This is a genomic window from Pseudomonas amygdali (assembly GCF_002699855.1).
GTDB lineage: Bacteria > Pseudomonadota > Gammaproteobacteria > Pseudomonadales > Pseudomonadaceae > Aquipseudomonas > Aquipseudomonas amygdali.
On record NZ_LKBW01000016.1, the window covers coordinates 1 to 17192 of the forward strand.

Genomic DNA, 17192 nt, shown 5'->3' on the forward strand with positions numbered 1-17192 from the left:
TCGGCGAAGGTCATTTGATTCATCATCGAAAAGCTCGGCGATTGGTGCCCGGAGATTTTGCCAAATCAGGAAGTCTTTTTCAGGATTTCCCTAGTTCTCTCGGTATTATCTGCGCGAATATCGACCCATCTGAGAGTTTTTTCTTCAACAGAGTAGACAACCACTAACACCGGCAGTGAATGATTCATCCAGTAATCAAGGTGCTTATTATCTCCGTAGAAAACCAGGCCTTCCGATGTCTTCTGGAGGTAACTATCTCCCGTTTTAACTTGAGCAGCTATCAATTTGCCCAGTGCCTTCTCATGAGTGACGAGCTCAATGTGACCATCGATACCTACATCCGAAATAGGCTGCTCCCTGAGAATCCATTTAAATTCGCGAGCGACTACTAGCGCTAACTCATGCACACCTATTCTTTCTTTTGGATCAAAATACATAAACACTCGCCCCTATACTTAGTGGCAAATTGCCTTGCAATCTACCACCGACTTCGACCCACATCCAAGCATGCAGCGACTCTGGCACGCTTGGGGCTGAACACTGCTGTGGAATCTAACTCAGTTTCGAGGCCCTCTTGACCTGCTGCGTCGTGTGGGAAATGGACTTCTCTCAACCGCTGCTTTTGGCCGACTTCTGCCGGTTAAAGACATCCTGTGTGCTGGCCTCATCCGACGCACACGACTGGCCCGGCCGTGCGTAAATGATGCTCCGTCTCTGCAATTTCCCACCGACGGGTGTAGTTCGATCAAGCCAGCTTCGCTGCCAACTCTTCCGCAGTAATGTTGTAGTACCGCTTCAGCATGTTCACCTCCCGATGCCCCCGTCACGCTTGCCAGCTCAATCAAATTCGGCAGCTTGGTCGCAAGCCGACAGGTCGCTTCATGCCGCAGGTCGTAAAAGCGCAGATTGATCAGGAAGTCTTCCTGAGGCGTTACTTGCGCCACTTCGCAATCTCCCAAGTATTTCAGCCTTGCACGCTCCAGACCTCGCACAAAGGCCTTCTTGAGCGCACCAGCCGTGATGGGGAAGACTCGCCCGCACAGTTAGCGCGGCAAATCCTTGAGCAGTTGAATAGCCTTCGGCGAAAGCGGGACGGTTCTGGGCAGGCAGTTCTTGGTTGCGGGGAGGTGCGCGGTTCTACGATCCAGGTCCACATGCTCCCAGCGCAGCTCAAAGATCTCGCCACGACGCGGGGCTGTTTCAATCGCCAATTGGATGATGGGCCCTGTCCATGGATTGTGTGATGCATCGGCGTAGGTCCCATCCGCACGGCGCTCACGTAGTTCTAGGGCACCGAGCATGTATTGCTCTTCAATCGGGTCGAGCCGCCGCTAGCGTTCGTCGTTGTAGCTAGGGCGGCTTAACATCCTGACCGGGGTTTTCGTCAAGATGAATGCCCCATTCGCTGCGAGCGACCTGAATCACGCATTGAAACAAAGCCAGCTCACGCTTCACCGTATTGCCCTAGCGGATCTTAAGGCGCTCGTCACGGTAGCGAGCAAAATCTGAAGAAGTGAGGATGGCAACGATGCGTGTTGCCATTTCAACCATCCCCACCGCACTTGAGAACATGAAATTGCAGCAAAAACGACTTTCAGGACTAGGACTGGTATCTGGCAGTAGCGACAACCCTCGTGAACACAAGGGAAAAGAAGATGGTGCACCAGGCGGGATTCGAACCCACGACCCCTGCCTTCGGAGGGCAGTACTCTATCCAGCTGAGCTACTGGTGCGACGCGGGCGCCATGATACTCACATGGGTACGGGGCGTCCAGTTACGGGCGGTGTGCGACACAAATCACCCAGCGCACCCCGCAACAGCCTTTCATCACCCCAACCCCACTGCCACCCATAAAGGAACAGTCCACCGCTACCGGCACAACAACCAGCTGGTGCATGATGCTCCCCATACCACTCAGCCAGTTCGTTCTCACCGAGGGCATCTTATCAACCAGTTCAAAAGCATCGAGCGCAGCCCGTGCCGCGTTCTTATTACCGGGGCCAGTATCGCGGGGTGTGCCGCGGCCTGGTGGCTGGCGCAGCGTGACTGTGATGTCACGGTTGTCGAGCAGGCGCCTGCCTTTCGCGATGGCGGGCAGAATGTGGATGTGCGGGGCGCGGCTCGTGAGGTCTTGCGCCTGATGGGGCTTGAGCAGGCGGTAAAGTAGCTCAATACCGGCGAGACCGGGCTTGCGTGGGTCGATGAGGACAACCGCACGGCGGCGCAAATTGATCTGTCCGGTCTGGAGGTCGATGGTCCGACGGCTGAGCTTGAGGTGTTGCGCGGGGATCTTGCGCGCCTGCTGTATGAGGCGTCGTCTACTGATGCGTTCTATCGCTTTGGTGATCGTATCGTCTCGGTCGAGCATGATGATGAGGGCGTGTCGGTCACGTTCGAGAGCGGTGGCGAGGAACGTTTTGATCTGCTGATCATTGCCGAAGGTGTCGGTTCGCGTACGCGGGAGCTGGTGTTCCCCGGCGAGAATCAGCCGCGCCGGATGGATTTGGCCAGCGCGTTCTTCACTGTGCCCCGCGCGCCGACTGATAGCCAGACCGCGCGCTGGTATAACGCGGTGGGCGGTCGCAGTGCGGGGGTTCGTCCGGACAATCGCGGTACGACGCGTGCGTTCTTTAATGTGCACGGCCGTAGCCACCTGACGGTCGGTAACAGTGTTGCCGAGCAGAAGGCGTTTCTTCGCGCGTCGTTTGCAGGCGCGGGATGGGAGGTGCCTCGTCTGCTGGAGGGGATGGAGGCGGCGGAGGACTTCTGGTTTGATGATCTGCGCCAAGTGAAGATGGATCGCTGGTCGAATGGCCCGGTGGTACTGCTGGGCGATGCGGCCTGGTGTGTCACGCCACTGGGTGGGGTCGGTGCTTTGCTGGCGCTGATCGGTGCGTATGTGCTGGCGGGCGAACTCACCAGAACCGACACGATTGCAGGGGCCCTTGCTGCGTACGAATATGTGCTGCGGCCTGTGGTGAAAAAGTCGCAGAATGTGCCGAAGCTTGTGCCGCGTCTGGTTCATCCTCGCAGTCGCACGGGGGTGAAGGTCCTTCGCGCCGTGCAGCGTTTGGTCGCAACACCCTTCATCAGCAAGCGTGCTGCCAAGGCGCTGACCCCGGCGATTCAGTCCTTCACGCTTCCGGATTATCGATAGCGCTACAGGCGTGCGTTAAAAGCTGCGCCGGGCCCTGCGGTGGTCATGGCGCTGTCGAACTCGATCAGCCACGGCCCGGCCAGGACGATGATCGGGTTGTTCGGCAATGCCTTGAGGTTGATCGTGACCTTCGCCGGTTGCTCCGTGGTCGCTCACGGCTTTTATGCGCCGCATGATCACACTGCGGCTGCCTTGCGTTCAGGTTCGTCGCTGATCAGAAAACTACACACCTCCATACGCCCGTTCTTTTTTTCGAACGGGCTATTGTCCTTTCCCCCCGCAATGCCTAGGATTCGTTTGAGATTTCAAACGCTCTTGTTCGGTCTTCCTGCTTTCATGCGTTGCGCAGCGCTGGAACCCGATGGAATGTTTTCCTGGCGATGGCTTCCAAATGGGGTGCATCGATATCAATTGTTCGCATCGCCTCTCGGGCGATGCTGTTTAGGAGGCCGACATGCAGCTCAAAGATTCCACACTGTTCCGCCAGCAAGCCTACATCAACGGCCAGTGGCTGGATGCGGACGGTGGTCAGTCGATCAAGGTCAACAACCCTGCCAATAACGAAATCTTCGGCACTGTGCCCAAAATGGGCGCAGCCGAGACGCGCCGGGCGATTGAGGCGGCTGACAAGGCGCTGCCGGCCTGGCGTGCACTGACCGCCAAAGAGCGCGGCAACAAGCTGCGTCGCTGGTTCGAGCTGATGATCGAGAACCAGGACGACCTGGGCCTGTTGATGACGCTGGAGCAGGGCAAACCGCTGGCCGAGGCCAAGGGCGAGATCACCTACGCCGCGTCGTTTATCGAGTGGTTCGCTGAAGAAGCCAAGCGCGTCTATGGCGATGTGATCCCCGGTCACCAGCCAGACAAGCGTCTGATCGTGCTCAAGCAACCGATTGGTGTGACGGCGGCGATCACCCCGTGGAACTTCCCGGCGGCAATGATCACCCGTAAGGCCGGTCCGGCACTGGCGGCGGGCTGCACCATGGTGCTCAAGCCTGCGTCGCAAACGCCGTTCTCGGCACTGGCCCTGGCTGAACTGGCCGAGCGTGCGGGTATCCCGGCTGGTGTGTTCAGCGTGGTGACCGGTAGCGCGGGCGATATCGGTGCCGAGCTGACCGGCAACCCGATCGTGCGCAAACTGTCCTTCACCGGCTCGACCGACATTGGTCGCCAGCTGATGGCCGAGTGCGCCAAGGACATCAAGAAGGTTTCCCTGGAACTGGGCGGTAACGCGCCTTTCATCGTCTTCGACGATGCCGACCTCGACAAGGCGGTCGAAGGCGCGATGATTTCCAAGTACCGCAACAATGGTCAGACCTGCGTCTGCGCCAACCGTATCTATGTGCAGGACGCGGTGTATGACGCGTTCGCCGAGAAGCTCAAGGCGGCGGTCGGCAAGCTGAAGATCGGTAACGGTCTGGAAGACGGCGTCACCAACGGCCCGTTGATCGACGACAAGGCGGTGGCCAAGGTCAAGGAACACATCGCTGACGCGGTCAGCAAAGGCGCAACCGTGCTGACTGGCGGCAACAGCCTGGGAGGCTCGTTCTTCGAGCCGACTATTCTGGTCAACGTATCGAAAGATGCAGCCGTGGCCAGGGAAGAAACCTTTGGTCCGCTGGCCCCGCTGTTCCGCTTCAAGGACGAGGCTGAAGTGATTGCGATGGCCAACGACACCGAGTTCGGTCTGGCGTCGTACTTCTATGCGCAGAACATGAGCCGCGTGTTCCGTGTTGCCGAAGCGCTGGAATATGGCATGGTGGGTATCAACACCGGTCTGATCTCCAACGAACTGGCACCGTTTGGTGGTATCAAGTCGTCCGGCCTGGGCCGTGAAGGCTCCAAGTACGGCATCGAAGATTATCTGGAAATCAAATACCTCTGCCTGTCGGTTTGACTGACTCGGTCTGACTGACGTTTAGGTATTGCAGCCGATGGCGCGCGAGAGCGACGTGTCATCGGCTTTTGTTGCACCGTAGTTTCCTGGTGGCCTGAAGGCTGCAGCAGTCGATCATCGTATGCTGCCGCAGTTGATCCGGTCCGCTTGATCCTTGACCCACGCCGACCGATGAGCGGCGAATGAGGAATACATGAGCAAGACTAACGAATCCCTGATGCAACGCCGCCATGCTGCCGTCCCGCGTGGCGTTGGTCAGATCCACCCGATCTTCGCAGCTTCGGCGAAGAACGCGACCGTTACCGACGTGGAAGGTCGTGAATTCATCGACTTCGCGGGCGGCATTGCCGTTCTGAATACCGGTCACCTGCACCCGAAGATTATTGCTGCGGTGCAAGAGCAGCTGACCAAGCTGAGCCATACCTGCTTCCAGGTGCTGGCCTACGAGCCTTACGTCGAGCTGTGCGAGAAAATCAACGCCAAAGTGCCGGGTGATTTCGACAAGAAAACCCTGCTGGTCACCACCGGTTCCGAAGCGGTTGAAAACGCCGTGAAGATCGCGCGTGCTGCCACTGGCCGTGCGGGCGTGATCGCCTTCACCGGCGCTTACCACGGTCGCACCATGATGACCCTGGGCCTGACCGGCAAGGTTGTACCTTACTCGGCGGGCATGGGCCTGATGCCGGGCGGTATCTTCCGCGCGCTGTACCCTTGCGAACTGCATGGTGTGAGCGTTGACGATTCCATCGCCAGCATCGAGCGCATCTTCAAGAACGACGCCGAGCCCAAGGACATCGCTGCGATCATCATCGAACCCGTTCAGGGCGAAGGTGGTTTCTACGTGGCACCGAAGGCGTTCATGCTGCGTCTGCGCGAGCTGTGCGACAAGCACGGCATTCTGCTGATCGCAGACGAAGTGCAGACTGGCGCTGGCCGTACCGGCACGTTCTTCGCGATGGAACAGATGGGCGTTGCAGCCGACCTGACCACCTTCGCCAAGTCCATCGCCGGTGGCTTCCCGCTAGCGGGCGTGTGCGGCAAGGCTGAATACATGGATGCCATCGCACCGGGCGGTCTGGGCGGCACTTATGCCGGTAGCCCGGTTGCTTGCGCTGCGGCGCTGGCGGTGCTGGATATCTTCGAAGAAGAGCACCTGCTGGACCGTTGCAAGGCAGTCGGCGAGCGTCTGGTGACTGCGATCAAGGGCATTCAGGCCAAGTACCCGGTCATCGGCCAAGTGCGTGCGCTGGGCGCGATGATTGCCGTCGAGCTCTTCGAAGATGGCGATTCGCACAAGCCTAACGCCGCAGCAGTGGCGCAGGTGGTTGCCAAGGCGCGTCACAAGGGTCTGATCCTGCTGTCGTGCGGTACTTACGGCAACGTGTTGCGCGTACTGGTACCGTTGACCGCCGAAGACGAATTGCTGACCCGCGGGCTGGCCATTCTGGAAGAATGCTTCGCTGAAATCGCGTAAAAAGTGTGAAGTCGTAAATTGATTAATTTATGACCAAACAGACAAAAAAAGCCCGTTTCGACGGGTTTTTTTGGTCTGGAGGAGGGTATTTCGCTCTTTTTGCTATATCCGGACGAAGGCTTTGGCTAAGGTGAACGCATCGATGTCGGAGAGTCATGATGACTGCTGTAGATTTGCCCGCGGTACCTCGCGTATTGATTGCTGAGTCTGATCCGTGGGTTCGCGAAACACTCAGCGATCTGGTGTTGGGTGTGCGAGCGGACGTCGACCTGGAAATGTGTACCGATGGCAAGCAGGCCGTCGAGTGGATGAAGAAACAACTGCCTGACCTGATCATCGCCGCACGCGAGCTGCCGGGGATAGACGGGTTGAGCCTGTTGCGTGGCGTACGCAACCTGCGTCGTCAGCCAGCCATCCCGTTCATCCTGATCAGCAATCGCAACGACAGCGCCAGCGTGCGTGAGGTCTTGCCACTGGCGCCGACTGCCTATCTGACCAAACCCCTGAATACCGAAGGGCTACGCCAGCGCCTGGAAAGCCTGCTGCTGGAACGTCAGGCCCCGGTTGCGGGCGCAGTGCCCGCGCTGTCGCCGGGTTTGACGCTGACCAAGTTTCTCGACAAGCGCCGTGACGTGGCTGACGGCGCGCCACTGTTCGTAGATGTCGCGACGGCGATAAAACTCAGCCAGACCGCCAACGGCATCGACGCTGCCTTGCTGGAGCAGGAACTGCGCAACGATCCGCACATCACTGCCGTGTTGATCGCCGCCGCCAACAGTGCCGCGCAACATTTGGGCAAGCCAGTGCAGACCATGGGCGGGGCGCTGGCCATTCTCGGGCCGGTGCAGGGTGCAAATATCGCGTCAGGCCTGGCCAAGAAACGTATGGCCGTGCTGACCAGCGACGCGTTGCTGGCCCAGGCCAGTGAGCTTTGGACCATGTCGCAACGCACGGCTGATTACGCGCGCATTCTGGGCGGCATGTTGGAGCTGGATGTAGAGCGTTGCTTCTGCGCCGGTCTGCTGCAGTCGCTGGGCGATCTTGCTGTGCTGGGTTGTTTGCAGGAATGGCTGCTGGCTGGCGGCGAGTTGAATGAAGACGTGATCAAGCAATCGCTGGAGCAGTATTCCGCTGCCTTCGGTTCCGCTCTGCGCACCCGCTGGCGTTTGCCGCTGGAACTGCGTGAGCTGATCGCTGCGGTGTATCAGTACAACACCGGCATCTTTACTCGCGAAGTGTTGGCAATGAACCTGGCGGGGCAGATGGCACGTCTGGGCGAGGAAGAGAGTGTCAACACGCTGATCAAGACCAAGTCGGCCAAACTGTTGAAGCTGAGCGTCGGTGACTTGCAGCGTTTGCGCAAGAAACTGACCGGCGTGACTGACCCAAGCCTGTTGAAACCCTTGCCGACCGAACCTGAGGTGACTGCCGAGACGGTTGAGGGGGAGGAAGAGCCTGATTTGCTGGACCTGACACCTGAACCACCTGCCGAAGAGGCTGCTGTAATCGAGGACCCGGCCAGCGCCATTCAGGGCCCGCTCGATAAGTAGAACCTGACTGAGGCCTTCGCGAGCAAGACGGATCGCCGCCCAGTCGCTCCCTCAGGGCGTCATGCCGAGTGCACACTCGTGGGAGCGAGCTTGCTCGCGAAGGCTATATTCCTGACGCAGAAAATCCAGCGACAGCACCGCCCTCTTCGCGAGCAAGCTCGCTCCTACAAAGCACCGCAAACTCCTGTAAAAGCGACCGGGCGGCGATCCGCTTTGCCGCGAAGGGCCAGTCGTGCTTTCTACAGTCGAGAAGGCATTTCAGACCAGTACGATCTGATTCTTGCCCTGGCGCTTGGCCTGATACATGGCAGCGTCGGCGCGGCCGTAGAGGGTTTCCAGGCTTGAGTCTTCCGGGCCCAGATTAGTCAGGCCCTGGCTGGCGGTGATGCTGAAGGTGGTGCCGCCTGACTGGAAGTTCTGGCGCTGAATCTCGCGTTGCAGGCGCTCGGCGATCTGCATGGCCATATCCGGCGCGCAGCCTGGGAATACTGCGGCGAACTCTTCGCCACCGATACGCCCGAACAAATCACCACGTCTCAGTGCCGAGCGGCCACTTTCAGCGATGCGTTGCAGCACGGTATCGCCTTCCTGATGGCCGTAGGTGTCGTTGACCAGCTTGAAATCATCGATATCCAGCAGCAGAAAGGCCAGCGGCGTGCCGTTGAGGCGAGCCAGTTCGAACTCGCGCTGGGCGCATTCGAAAAAGTGTCGACGGTTGCTGCTCTGGGTCAGCACGTCGGTGGTTGCCAGGCGTTGCAGCTCATCCTCGAGGTGTTTCTTGTCGGTGATGTCTTCGGCGATGCCCACCACGATCAGACGCTGGCTGGCGTCGGCGCGATGGCTGACGAAGCATTTGTCGCTGAGCCAGCGTACTTCACCGTCCGCACGGATGATTCGGTACTCGCGGTCCTCGATCGAGCCTTTCTCGATCACCTCGCTGAGGCTGCGCTCGGCGTAGTTCAGGTCATCCGGGTAGATACTGTCGCGCCACTCGCTGTAATCGGCCAGCAGCAAGCCCGCCGAGCGGCCGAAGATACGCTCGTACGCCGGGCTGACGTAAATCATGTGCTGGGTTTCCCAGTCAAACGCCCACAGAACAGCGTTCACACTCACCAGCAATGAGCTGAACAGTTGTTCGCGCTCGCTCAGGCGGGCAACTTCTGCCTGGGCGTGCATCAGGGCTAACAGGGTTTCTGCGGCTGCGGGCATATCAGTGATCGGCGTGCCGGGTAGGGAGGTGGGAGACTGCTTTTCCATAAGATCCATCTCAAGCGTTACGGCCAGTGCCGTGCCCTATCCCGTTTGGCGGGAAAGTTGATGAGATAGATTGGCAGGGGATAAGTTCCGGGACCGGCGCACCTGCGGGAGGCGCGCCGATCAACGGTATCAGGCGTGGGCGGGGCGTAGCGAGTAGGTTTTCAGCTGGTCGGCGAACTCACGCAGCGAGTGAATACCACTGGCTTCGGCCTCGTGAATCCACTCTTTTATGGCTGAAAGCATGTCATGGCCATTGCTGCTGGTCTTGACCCAGATCTGCTGCAACGCCAGACGCTTTTCGTAGATCACTTTCAGCGCATGGCCGTGTTCCAGCATGGTCTGGATGCGCAAATGATGCTTGTCATCGAGCAGACTGGTCTCACGTGACAGCAGCCGTTTGGCGCGACTGAACTGATGACGCACCGATTCGTCGGCCTTGGCCTCCTGGGCAACCAGCGGCGCGATGACCAGCTTGCGATACTGCGCCATGATCTGGAAACGGTTGTTGAGGATCGCCATGGCGGTGTCCATGTCCATGTGGCCCTTGCCTTCGACCCGATGGGCGATGGGTGCGACCCGCTGGACTTTGGCCAGCCCCAGGAAACTGAACAGTTTGATCCACGCCCAGCCCATGTCGAATTCCCAGGGCTTGACCGACAGCTTGGCCGAGTTGGGATAGGTGTGGTGGTTGTTGTGCAGCTCTTCACCGCCGATCACGATGCCCCACGGCACCAGATTGGTGGCCGCGTCACGGCATTCGAAGTTGCGATAGCCGACGGCATGGCCCAGACCGTTGACCACGCCAGCAGCCCAGAAGGGAATCCACATCATCTGGACGGCCCACACGGTGATACCGAGGGCACCGAACAGTGCCACGTCGATGACTGCCATCAGAGCGATACCCAGCAGCTTGTAGCGCGAATACAGGTTGCGCTCGATCCAGTCTTCCGGGCAGTTCTTGCCGTAGATACGCAGGGTGTCCTGGTTCTGAGCTTCTTCGCGGTACAGCTCGGCGCCTTTGCGCAGCACGGTGGACAGGCCTTTGACGACCGGGCTGTGCGGGTCGTCGACGGTTTCGCATTTTGCGTGGTGTTTGCGGTGGATGGCTGTCCACTCGCGGGTGTTCTGGGCAGTGGTCAGCCACAGCCAGAAACGGAAGAAGTGTTTCAGCCCCGCATTGAGCTCAAGCGAGCGGTGGGCTGAGTAGCGGTGCAGATAGACCGTGACGCCGACAATAGTCACATGGGTCATCGCCAGCGTGACTGCTATTACCTGCCAGACGGAAAGGTCGAGCAAACCGTTGTACCACATAGGCTGTTTGGCCCTCGTAAAGATACTCATGAAGAAAAAAGTTACGCGTGCATTATCACTGACATCCCACAGAAAACCAGTCACCCTTTCAGATAAGAGTCGCAGGATGTTTCTTGCTTTATAATTCCGGCTTTATCTGAGGTTCTTCGTTTCCGATGTCAGATTACTCCCTTGGCGCGCTGCGAACGGCCGTCCTGTATGGGCTGCTGTCCATTTTGTGGTTTGTGACGTGCGACCTGTTGCTGCCCTTTTTCATAAAAGAACCTGCTCGATTGGCGTTCTGGCAACTGATGGCCGGTTACAGCTGGGTGTTGCTCAGCGCGGTCATGATCTTCATCGCACGTGACAGATTGAGAAGCCTGATCGGCGGCGATGCGCTTTTTCAGCGCCAGCAAGCCGATTACGACCGGCTGCGGCTGGCCGAAGCGGTGTTCGACAGCACTCGCGAAGGGGTGCTGGTCAGCGATGCGCAGGGCCACATCGTTCACGTCAACCGCGCTTTCGTCGATATCACTGGTTATCAGGCCGAAGAAGTACTGGGCCTCAACCCCAGCAAGTTTAAGTCCGGCCGACACGGCCCGGAGTTCTACAAACAGATGTATCACTCGATCATCAGCGAGGGCCAGTGGAGCGGCGAGATCTGGAATCGGCGTAAAAGCGGCGAGATCTACCCGCAATGGCAGACCATTCGCAGCGTTATGGGTGATGACGGCCAACCCAGGCACTTTGTAGCAGTGTTTTCCGACATTACAGCTATCAAACGCTCCGAGCAGGAGCTGGCCCAGTTGATCCACTTCGATGGGCTGACCGATTTGCCCAATCGCCTGCTGCTGACTGATCGCATCAGCCAGGCGCTGACTTCGGCGCGCGCCAGCAAACGCGGCTGCGCACTGTTGCTGATCGACCTGGACCACTTCAAGAACATCAATGACAGCCTTGGCCACAACGTGGGCGACGATGTGCTCAGGGCCGTCGCCGAGCGGCTCAAAAGCGTGTCCGGCAATGAAATGACTCTGGCGCGTCCGGGCGGCGACGAGTTCGCCCTGTTGATCAAGAATTGCTCGCAGCTGGTTCAGGCTGCCGCGCTGGCACAGCAGGTGATCGATGCGCTCAAGGCACCGTTCGCGATTGCCGCGCATCAGCTGTTTGTCACTGCCAGCATTGGCATCAGCCTGTTCCCCGGCGATGCGCTGACCGCCGAGCAACTGTTGCGCAATGCAGACTCGGCGCTGTTCAAGGCCAAGGGCGACGGTCGTGAGTGTTATGCGCTGTACACCGAGGAATTGACTGCCCACGCCCAACAGCGCGTGCAACTGGCCTATGAGCTGCGTCAGGCCGTCGAACTGGAACAACTGCGGGTCTTCTATCAGCCGGTTCATGACCTTGTCACCCGCCGTATTCGCGGTGTCGAGGCGCTGGTGCGCTGGCAGCACCCCGAGCGCGGGATGGTTTCGCCGGGGGAATTCATTCCGATTGCCGAGCAAAGCGGGCTGATCGCTGATATTGATGCCTGGGTCTTGAAAACCGCCTGTCTGCAGATGAAGGCCTGGCTGGCGGAAGGCGTGCCGGTCGAGTTCGTCGCGGTAAACGTCTCCAGCCGCCTGTTCAATCATGGCGACCTCGACCGTCGGGTAGCACAGGCACTGCATGAGACCGGGCTTGAGCCTGCCTTTCTGGAGCTGGAAGTGACTGAAAGCGCAGTCATGGAAGACCCCGAACAGGCCATCGAACAATTGCATCGCCTGCGCGAACTGGGCCTGAGCCTGGCCATCGATGACTTCGGTACGGGTTATTCTTCGCTGCTGCGGCTCAAGCGCATGCCGGTTCAGAAGCTGAAGATCGACCAGGGTTTTGTGGCCGGACTGCCGGGCGACGATGACGACATCGCGATTGTCAGAGCGGTCATCGCGCTGGCGGGAAGCCTGGGCATGCGGGTGCTGGCTGAAGGCATCGAGCATGCGAATCAGGCTGCGTTCCTGCTGGGCAACGGTTGCCAGTTGGGCCAGGGCTACTGGTTTGCCCGGCCAATGGTCGCGCAGGCGATCGACTGGACGCATGCACCGGTCTTCGAGCAGCCCGGCTGAAGCCGCCAGAGCAAGGCTTGCCAGGGTGTGCAACGCATCCTGGCGAAATCTATAACCGCTAAATTTCTTTTGGTTATATCTGCATTCTTAAATAGTCTTTTTAAGAATATCCGCACCTCACTATTATTGCCTCACCGCCATACGCCATCGCCCCCAGTCGCGACGGCCGGCTTCTCATCTTTCAAGGAATAAGACAATGAGCGCATCTCTACGTAGTGTTGACGGTCAGGACGAAGCAGCAATTCTGCGTGAGATTCAGAGTGCGTTGCGTGACCTGCGTTTTGGCGCCGTCGAAATCACTGTGCATAACGCGCAAGTGGTGCAGATCGAGCGCAAGGAAAAGTTTCGTTTGCAGAACCCCGCCGCCAAGCAGAGCTGAAGCGGCATTACCCGACTGGTCAACCGGAGGGCTTCATCCTGACTCCTGATACCTCCCCCGAAAAAAGCAGCGCGCCCGTGCGGATGCCGTTCTGACGTGCCAAGAAGAAATTAAAAAAGCCAACACACCGCATTTCCAGGAGCTTCATCTATGTCCATTCGCCGCTTTGCTCTGGCCGCTCTCGCCAGTGCTGTTTTCGCAGGTTCGGCTGTTGCCAAGGATTACGAACTGCTCAACGTGTCTTACGATCCGACCCGCGAGCTGTATCAGGATTACAACGCAGAATTCGTCAACTTCTGGAAAAAATCCCATCCAGACGACAAGGTCGAGATCAAGCAGTCCCACGGTGGTTCGGGCAAGCAGGCCCGTGGCGTGATCGACGGTCTGCGTGCAGACGTGGTGACCCTGGCACTGGCCGGTGACATCGACGAAATCGCCAAGCTGGGCAAGACCCTGCCCGAAAACTGGCAGACCCGTCTGCCGGATGCGAGCACGCCTTACACCTCGACCATCGTGTTTCTGGTGCGCAAGGGCAACCCCAAAGGCATCAAGGACTGGGGCGACCTGATCAAGAAAGACGTCTCGGTGATCACGCCGAACCCGAAAACCTCAGGTGGTGCACGCTGGAACTTCCTGGCGGCCTGGGCCTACGGCTTGAAGGCGGGCGGCGGTGACGAAGCCAAGGCCAAGGAATATGTGCAGACGCTGTTCAAGCACGTGCCGATTCTGGACACCGGTGCGCGTGGTTCGACCATCACCTTCGTCAACAACGGTCAGGGTGACGTGCTGCTGGCGTGGGAAAACGAAGCATTCCTGGCGCTGAAAGAAGACGGTGGCAAAGACAAGTTCGACATCGTCGTGCCGTCGCTGTCGATTCTCGCCGAACCTCCGGTAGCCGTAGTCGACAAGAACGCCGAGAAGAAAGGCAACACTGAAATCGCGACTGAATACCTGAAGCACCTGTACAGCAAGGAAGGTCAGGAAATTGCTGCGAAAAACTTCTATCGTCCACGTGATGCCGAAGTAGCCGCCAAGTACGAGAAGCAATTCCCGAAACTTGATCTGGTGACTATCGACAAAGACTTTGGCGGCTGGAAAACTGCACAGCCGAAGTTTTTCAATGACGGCGGCGTTTTCGACCAGATTTATCAGGCGCAATAAGCCGAAATGAGGATGCCGCCCGAGCGGCATCGCAGGCTTGGCCAAACAGCCCGGATTAACCTCCGGGCTTCGTGCAAGTGAAACCAGGGACTTTTATGTCGCGTCGTATCTCCCCCGTCATACCCGGCTTCGGGCTGACGCTGGGCTACACCTTGGTGTACCTCAGTCTGATTGTGCTAATACCGCTGGCCGCCATGTTCGTGCATGCCGCGCAGCTGACCTGGGATCAGTTCTGGACCATCATCACGGCACCACGCGTGATCGCGGCACTCAAGCTGAGTTTCGGCACCGCGTTCTACGCGGCCCTCATCAATGGCGTGATCGGCACGCTGCTGGCCTGGGTGCTGGTGCGTTACACCTTCCCCGGTCGCAAGATCATCGATGCAATGATCGATCTGCCGTTCGCCCTGCCGACTGCTTTGGCCGGTATCGCCCTGACGGCGCTGTGCGCGCCCAATGGCTGGGTCGGGCAGTTCGCCTCCGACCTGGGCTTCAAGATCGCCTATACGCCGTTGGGTATTACCCTGGCGCTGACGTTCGTCACCCTGCCATTCGTGGTGCGCACCGTGCAGCCTGTGCTGGCCGACATCCCCAAGGAAGTCGAAGAAGCCGCTGCCTGCCTGGGCGCGCGTCCGCTGCAGGTGTTTCGCCACATCCTCGTTCCGGCCTTGTTGCCTGCCTGGCTGACCGGCTTCGCTCTGGCGTTTGCCCGTGGCGTGGGCGAGTACGGTTCGGTGATTTTCATCGCCGGCAACATGCCGATGAAAACCGAGATCCTGCCGCTGCTAATCATGGTCAAGCTCGACCAGTACGACTACACCGGCGCGACCGCTATCGGCGTGATGATGCTGGTGGTTTCCTTCATTCTGCTGCTGCTGATCAACCTGCTGCAGCGGCGCATTGAAACCCCATCCTGAGGAGGCGCAGAACATGTCTTATTCATCTGTTTCAGCCGCCGCGTCTGCCAACGCCGCCCGTCGTGGCAGCGCGGTGTCGCGACGTATTCTGATCGGCCTGTGCTGGCTGGTGTTCTTTCTGTTTCTGGGCCTGCCGCTGTTCATCGTGGTGTCTCAGGGACTGAAAAACGGTCTGGGCGCGTTCTTTACCGCAATCCTTGAACCGGATGCCTTGTCAGCGCTGAAGCTGACGGTCATTGCGGTCCTGATCTCGGTGCCGCTCAATCTGGTATTCGGCGTCAGCGCCGCATGGTGTGTGAGCAAATATTCGTTCCGCGGCAAGAGCATTCTGGTCACGCTGATCGATTTGCCGTTCTCGGTATCGCCGGTCATTGCCGGTCTTGTCTACGTATTGATGTTCGGTGCGCAGGGCCTGTTCGGGCCGTGGTTACAGGACCACGATATCCAGATCGTCTTTGCCCTGCCGGGCATCGTGCTGGCGACCATTTTCGTCACTGTGCCGTTCGTTGCGCGCGAACTGATCCCGCTGATGCAGGAGCAGGGTACTCAGGAAGAAGAGGCGGCGCGGCTGCTGGGTGCCAACGGCTGGCAGATGTTCTGGCACGTCACGGTGCCGAACATCAAATGGGGCCTGATATACGGCGTAGTGCTGTGTACTGCGCGGGCGATGGGTGAGTTTGGCGCGGTGTCGGTGGTTTCCGGGCACATTCGCGGCGTCACCAATACCCTGCCGCTGCACGTCGAAATTCTCTACAACGAGTACAACCACGTTGCAGCCTTTGCCGTGGCGAGCCTGTTGCTGATCCTGGCGCTGTTCATCCTGCTGCTCAAGCAGTGGAGCGAATCCCGCATTAACCGTCTGCGCCATAACGCGGCGGAGGAATAATCATGTCGATCGAAGTCCGTAACGTCAGCAAGAATTTCAACGCCTTCAAGGCCCTGAACAACATCAGTCTGGACATCCAGAGTGGCGAGCTGGTGGCTTTGCTCGGCCCGTCAGGCTGCGGCAAGACCACCCTGTTGCGCATTATTGCCGGCCTGGAAACCCCGGATGACGGCAGTATCGTGTTCCATGGCGAAGATGTGTCCGGCCATGACGTGCGTGATCGCAACGTCGGCTTTGTGTTCCAGCATTACGCGCTGTTCCGCCACATGACGGTGTTCGACAACGTCGCGTTCGGCCTGCGCATGAAGCCCAAGCGTGAGCGTCCGAACGAAACGCGCATCGCGGAAAAGGTCCACGAACTGCTGAACATGGTGCAACTGGACTGGCTGGCCGACCGTTATCCGGAGCAACTGTCGGGTGGACAGCGCCAGCGCATCGCCCTGGCCCGCGCCCTGGCGGTCGAGCCAAAAGTGCTGCTGCTGGACGAGCCATTCGGCGCACTGGACGCCAAGGTGCGCAAGGAACTGCGTCGCTGGCTGGCGCGCCTGCACGAAGACATCAACCTGACCTCGGTGTTTGTGACCCACGATCAGGAAGAGGCCATGGAAGTGGCCGATCGCATCGTGGTGATGAACAAGGGTGTGATCGAGCAGATCGGCTCGCCGGGCGAGGTCTACGAGAACCCGTCCAACGACTTCGTCTACCACTTCCTGGGTGACTCCAACCGCCTGAGCCTGGGCGAGGAAGGTCATCTGTTGTTCCGTCCGCATGAAGTGTCGCTGTCCCGCCAGGAAATCGAAGACCACCACGCCGCCGAAGTCCGCGACATCCGCCCGCTGGGCGCGACAACACGGGTCACGCTGAAAGTGGAAGGGCAGAGCGAACTGATCGAGGCCGAAGTGGTAAAAGACCACGACAGCCTGGTAGGCCTGGCCAAGGGCGAGACACTGTTCTTCAAACCGAAGGTCTGGCAGAAGCTTTAAGCCCAACCCCCCGACTATCGTTCCCGCATTGGCACGATAGTGATCTCGGGATTTTCATCGTTCCCATGCTCTGTGGTATGCCCCCCGAAGGTTGGACAATTATCCACTTACGCTGCCTTGGCGGCCTGCATCCTG

Annotated in this window: 13 protein-coding genes, 1 tRNA gene and 2 pseudogenes; 11 read left to right on the top strand and 5 right to left on the bottom strand. The window is 58.9% G+C overall.

Annotated features, from left to right (window positions below; genetic code table 11):
* Positions 1-65: 65 nt before the first annotated feature.
* From AO277_RS02390 to AO277_RS02400, 3 genes are all read right to left on the bottom strand, one after another.
* The gene (locus AO277_RS02390) at positions 66-437 is read right to left on the bottom strand and encodes a DUF4365 domain-containing protein (protein WP_044319456.1); all 372 of its coding nucleotides are present in this window, start codon (positions 435-437) and stop codon (positions 66-68) included.
* 606 nt (positions 438-1043) lie between these two features.
* Positions 1044-1301, bottom strand: coding sequence for a tyrosine-type recombinase/integrase (locus tag AO277_RS28870; protein WP_236691262.1), 258 nt, complete (start codon positions 1299-1301; stop codon positions 1044-1046).
* Positions 1302-1656: 355 nt separating this feature from the next.
* Positions 1657-1733 (bottom strand) — tRNA-Arg (locus AO277_RS02400).
* Between the two features lie 156 nt (positions 1734-1889).
* Here AO277_RS02400 and AO277_RS02405 point away from each other — a divergent pair.
* The 5 genes and pseudogenes from AO277_RS02405 (at position 1890) to AO277_RS02425 (ending at position 8079) form a co-directional block, all read left to right on the top strand.
* Positions 1890-3158: pseudogene (locus AO277_RS02405) on the top strand (FAD-dependent monooxygenase).
* Positions 3159-3203: 45 nt separating this feature from the next.
* Positions 3204-3284: pseudogene (locus AO277_RS29530) on the top strand (LysE family translocator); the annotation flags it as partial.
* A 328-nt stretch (positions 3285-3612) separates the two neighbouring features.
* A complete protein-coding gene (gabD, locus tag AO277_RS02415; RefSeq protein ID WP_044319458.1) occupies positions 3613-5055 on the top strand; it encodes an NADP-dependent succinate-semialdehyde dehydrogenase in 1443 nt (480 codons plus the stop codon).
* A gap of 193 nt (positions 5056-5248) precedes the next feature.
* The gene (gene gabT, locus AO277_RS02420; protein WP_044319459.1) at positions 5249-6529 is read left to right on the top strand and encodes a 4-aminobutyrate--2-oxoglutarate transaminase; all 1281 of its coding nucleotides are present in this window, start codon (positions 5249-5251) and stop codon (positions 6527-6529) included.
* Between the two features lie 155 nt (positions 6530-6684).
* Positions 6685-8079 carry a response regulator gene (locus AO277_RS02425; protein ID WP_080899309.1) on the top strand — a complete coding sequence of 465 codons (1395 nt, stop codon included), beginning with the start codon at positions 6685-6687 and terminating at the stop codon, positions 8077-8079.
* Positions 8080-8337: 258 nt separating this feature from the next.
* Here the strand turns inward: AO277_RS02425 and AO277_RS02435 are convergent, their stop codons facing one another.
* Positions 8338-9336, bottom strand: a complete 999-nt coding sequence (locus AO277_RS02435) for a GGDEF domain-containing protein (protein WP_044319460.1) — start codon at positions 9334-9336, stop codon at positions 8338-8340.
* Positions 9337-9465: 129 nt separating this feature from the next.
* Complete coding sequence (gene desA, locus AO277_RS02440) at positions 9466-10647, bottom strand: delta-9 fatty acid desaturase DesA (protein WP_044319461.1); 1182 nt, start codon at positions 10645-10647, stop codon at positions 9466-9468.
* A 155-nt stretch (positions 10648-10802) separates the two neighbouring features.
* On the opposite strand from desA, the gene dibA reads away from it, so the two are divergent.
* The 6 genes from dibA to AO277_RS02470 all read left to right on the top strand — a co-directional run bounded on the left by dibA (position 10803) and on the right by AO277_RS02470 (position 17057).
* Complete coding sequence (gene dibA, locus AO277_RS02445) at positions 10803-12731, top strand: phosphodiesterase DibA (RefSeq protein WP_002551398.1); 1929 nt, start codon at positions 10803-10805, stop codon at positions 12729-12731.
* Positions 12732-12927: 196 nt separating this feature from the next.
* Positions 12928-13110: a sulfur starvation response protein OscA gene (gene oscA, locus AO277_RS02450; protein WP_002551397.1), complete on the top strand. Its 183-nt coding sequence runs from the start codon at positions 12928-12930 to the stop codon at positions 13108-13110.
* Between the two features lie 150 nt (positions 13111-13260).
* Positions 13261-14271 carry a sulfate ABC transporter substrate-binding protein gene (locus tag AO277_RS02455; RefSeq protein WP_002551396.1) on the top strand — a complete coding sequence of 337 codons (1011 nt, stop codon included), beginning with the start codon at positions 13261-13263 and terminating at the stop codon, positions 14269-14271.
* Between the two features lie 95 nt (positions 14272-14366).
* A complete protein-coding gene (gene cysT, locus AO277_RS02460; protein WP_044319462.1) occupies positions 14367-15188 on the top strand; it encodes a sulfate ABC transporter permease subunit CysT in 822 nt (273 codons plus the stop codon).
* Positions 15189-15201: 13 nt separating this feature from the next.
* Positions 15202-16074 carry a sulfate ABC transporter permease subunit CysW gene (gene cysW / locus AO277_RS02465; RefSeq protein WP_004662918.1) on the top strand — a complete coding sequence of 291 codons (873 nt, stop codon included), beginning with the start codon at positions 15202-15204 and terminating at the stop codon, positions 16072-16074.
* A gap of 2 nt (positions 16075-16076) precedes the next feature.
* On the top strand, positions 16077-17057 hold the full coding sequence (locus AO277_RS02470; protein ID WP_002551393.1) for a sulfate/molybdate ABC transporter ATP-binding protein: 981 nt from the start codon (positions 16077-16079) through the stop codon (positions 17055-17057).
* The last annotated feature ends 135 nt before the right edge of the window (positions 17058-17192 follow it).

Coding starts and splice junctions, on each gene's coding strand:
- AO277_RS02390 (WP_044319456.1), bottom strand. CDS start 437: ATGTATTTTGATCCAAAAGAAAGAATAGGTGTGCATGAGTTAGCGCTA.
- AO277_RS28870 (WP_236691262.1), bottom strand. CDS start 1,301: ATGCTCGGTGCCCTAGAACTACGTGAGCGCCGTGCGGATGGGACCTAC.
- gabD (WP_044319458.1), top strand. CDS start 3,613: ATGCAGCTCAAAGATTCCACACTGTTCCGCCAGCAAGCCTACATCAAC.
- gabT (WP_044319459.1), top strand. CDS start 5,249: ATGAGCAAGACTAACGAATCCCTGATGCAACGCCGCCATGCTGCCGTC.
- AO277_RS02425 (WP_080899309.1), top strand. CDS start 6,685: ATGATGACTGCTGTAGATTTGCCCGCGGTACCTCGCGTATTGATTGCT.
- AO277_RS02435 (WP_044319460.1), bottom strand. CDS start 9,336: ATGGAAAAGCAGTCTCCCACCTCCCTACCCGGCACGCCGATCACTGAT.
- desA (WP_044319461.1), bottom strand. CDS start 10,647: ATGTGGTACAACGGTTTGCTCGACCTTTCCGTCTGGCAGGTAATAGCA.
- dibA (WP_002551398.1), top strand. CDS start 10,803: ATGTCAGATTACTCCCTTGGCGCGCTGCGAACGGCCGTCCTGTATGGG.
- oscA (WP_002551397.1), top strand. CDS start 12,928: ATGAGCGCATCTCTACGTAGTGTTGACGGTCAGGACGAAGCAGCAATT.
- AO277_RS02455 (WP_002551396.1), top strand. CDS start 13,261: ATGTCCATTCGCCGCTTTGCTCTGGCCGCTCTCGCCAGTGCTGTTTTC.
- cysT (WP_044319462.1), top strand. CDS start 14,367: ATGTCGCGTCGTATCTCCCCCGTCATACCCGGCTTCGGGCTGACGCTG.
- cysW (WP_004662918.1), top strand. CDS start 15,202: ATGTCTTATTCATCTGTTTCAGCCGCCGCGTCTGCCAACGCCGCCCGT.
- AO277_RS02470 (WP_002551393.1), top strand. CDS start 16,077: ATGTCGATCGAAGTCCGTAACGTCAGCAAGAATTTCAACGCCTTCAAG.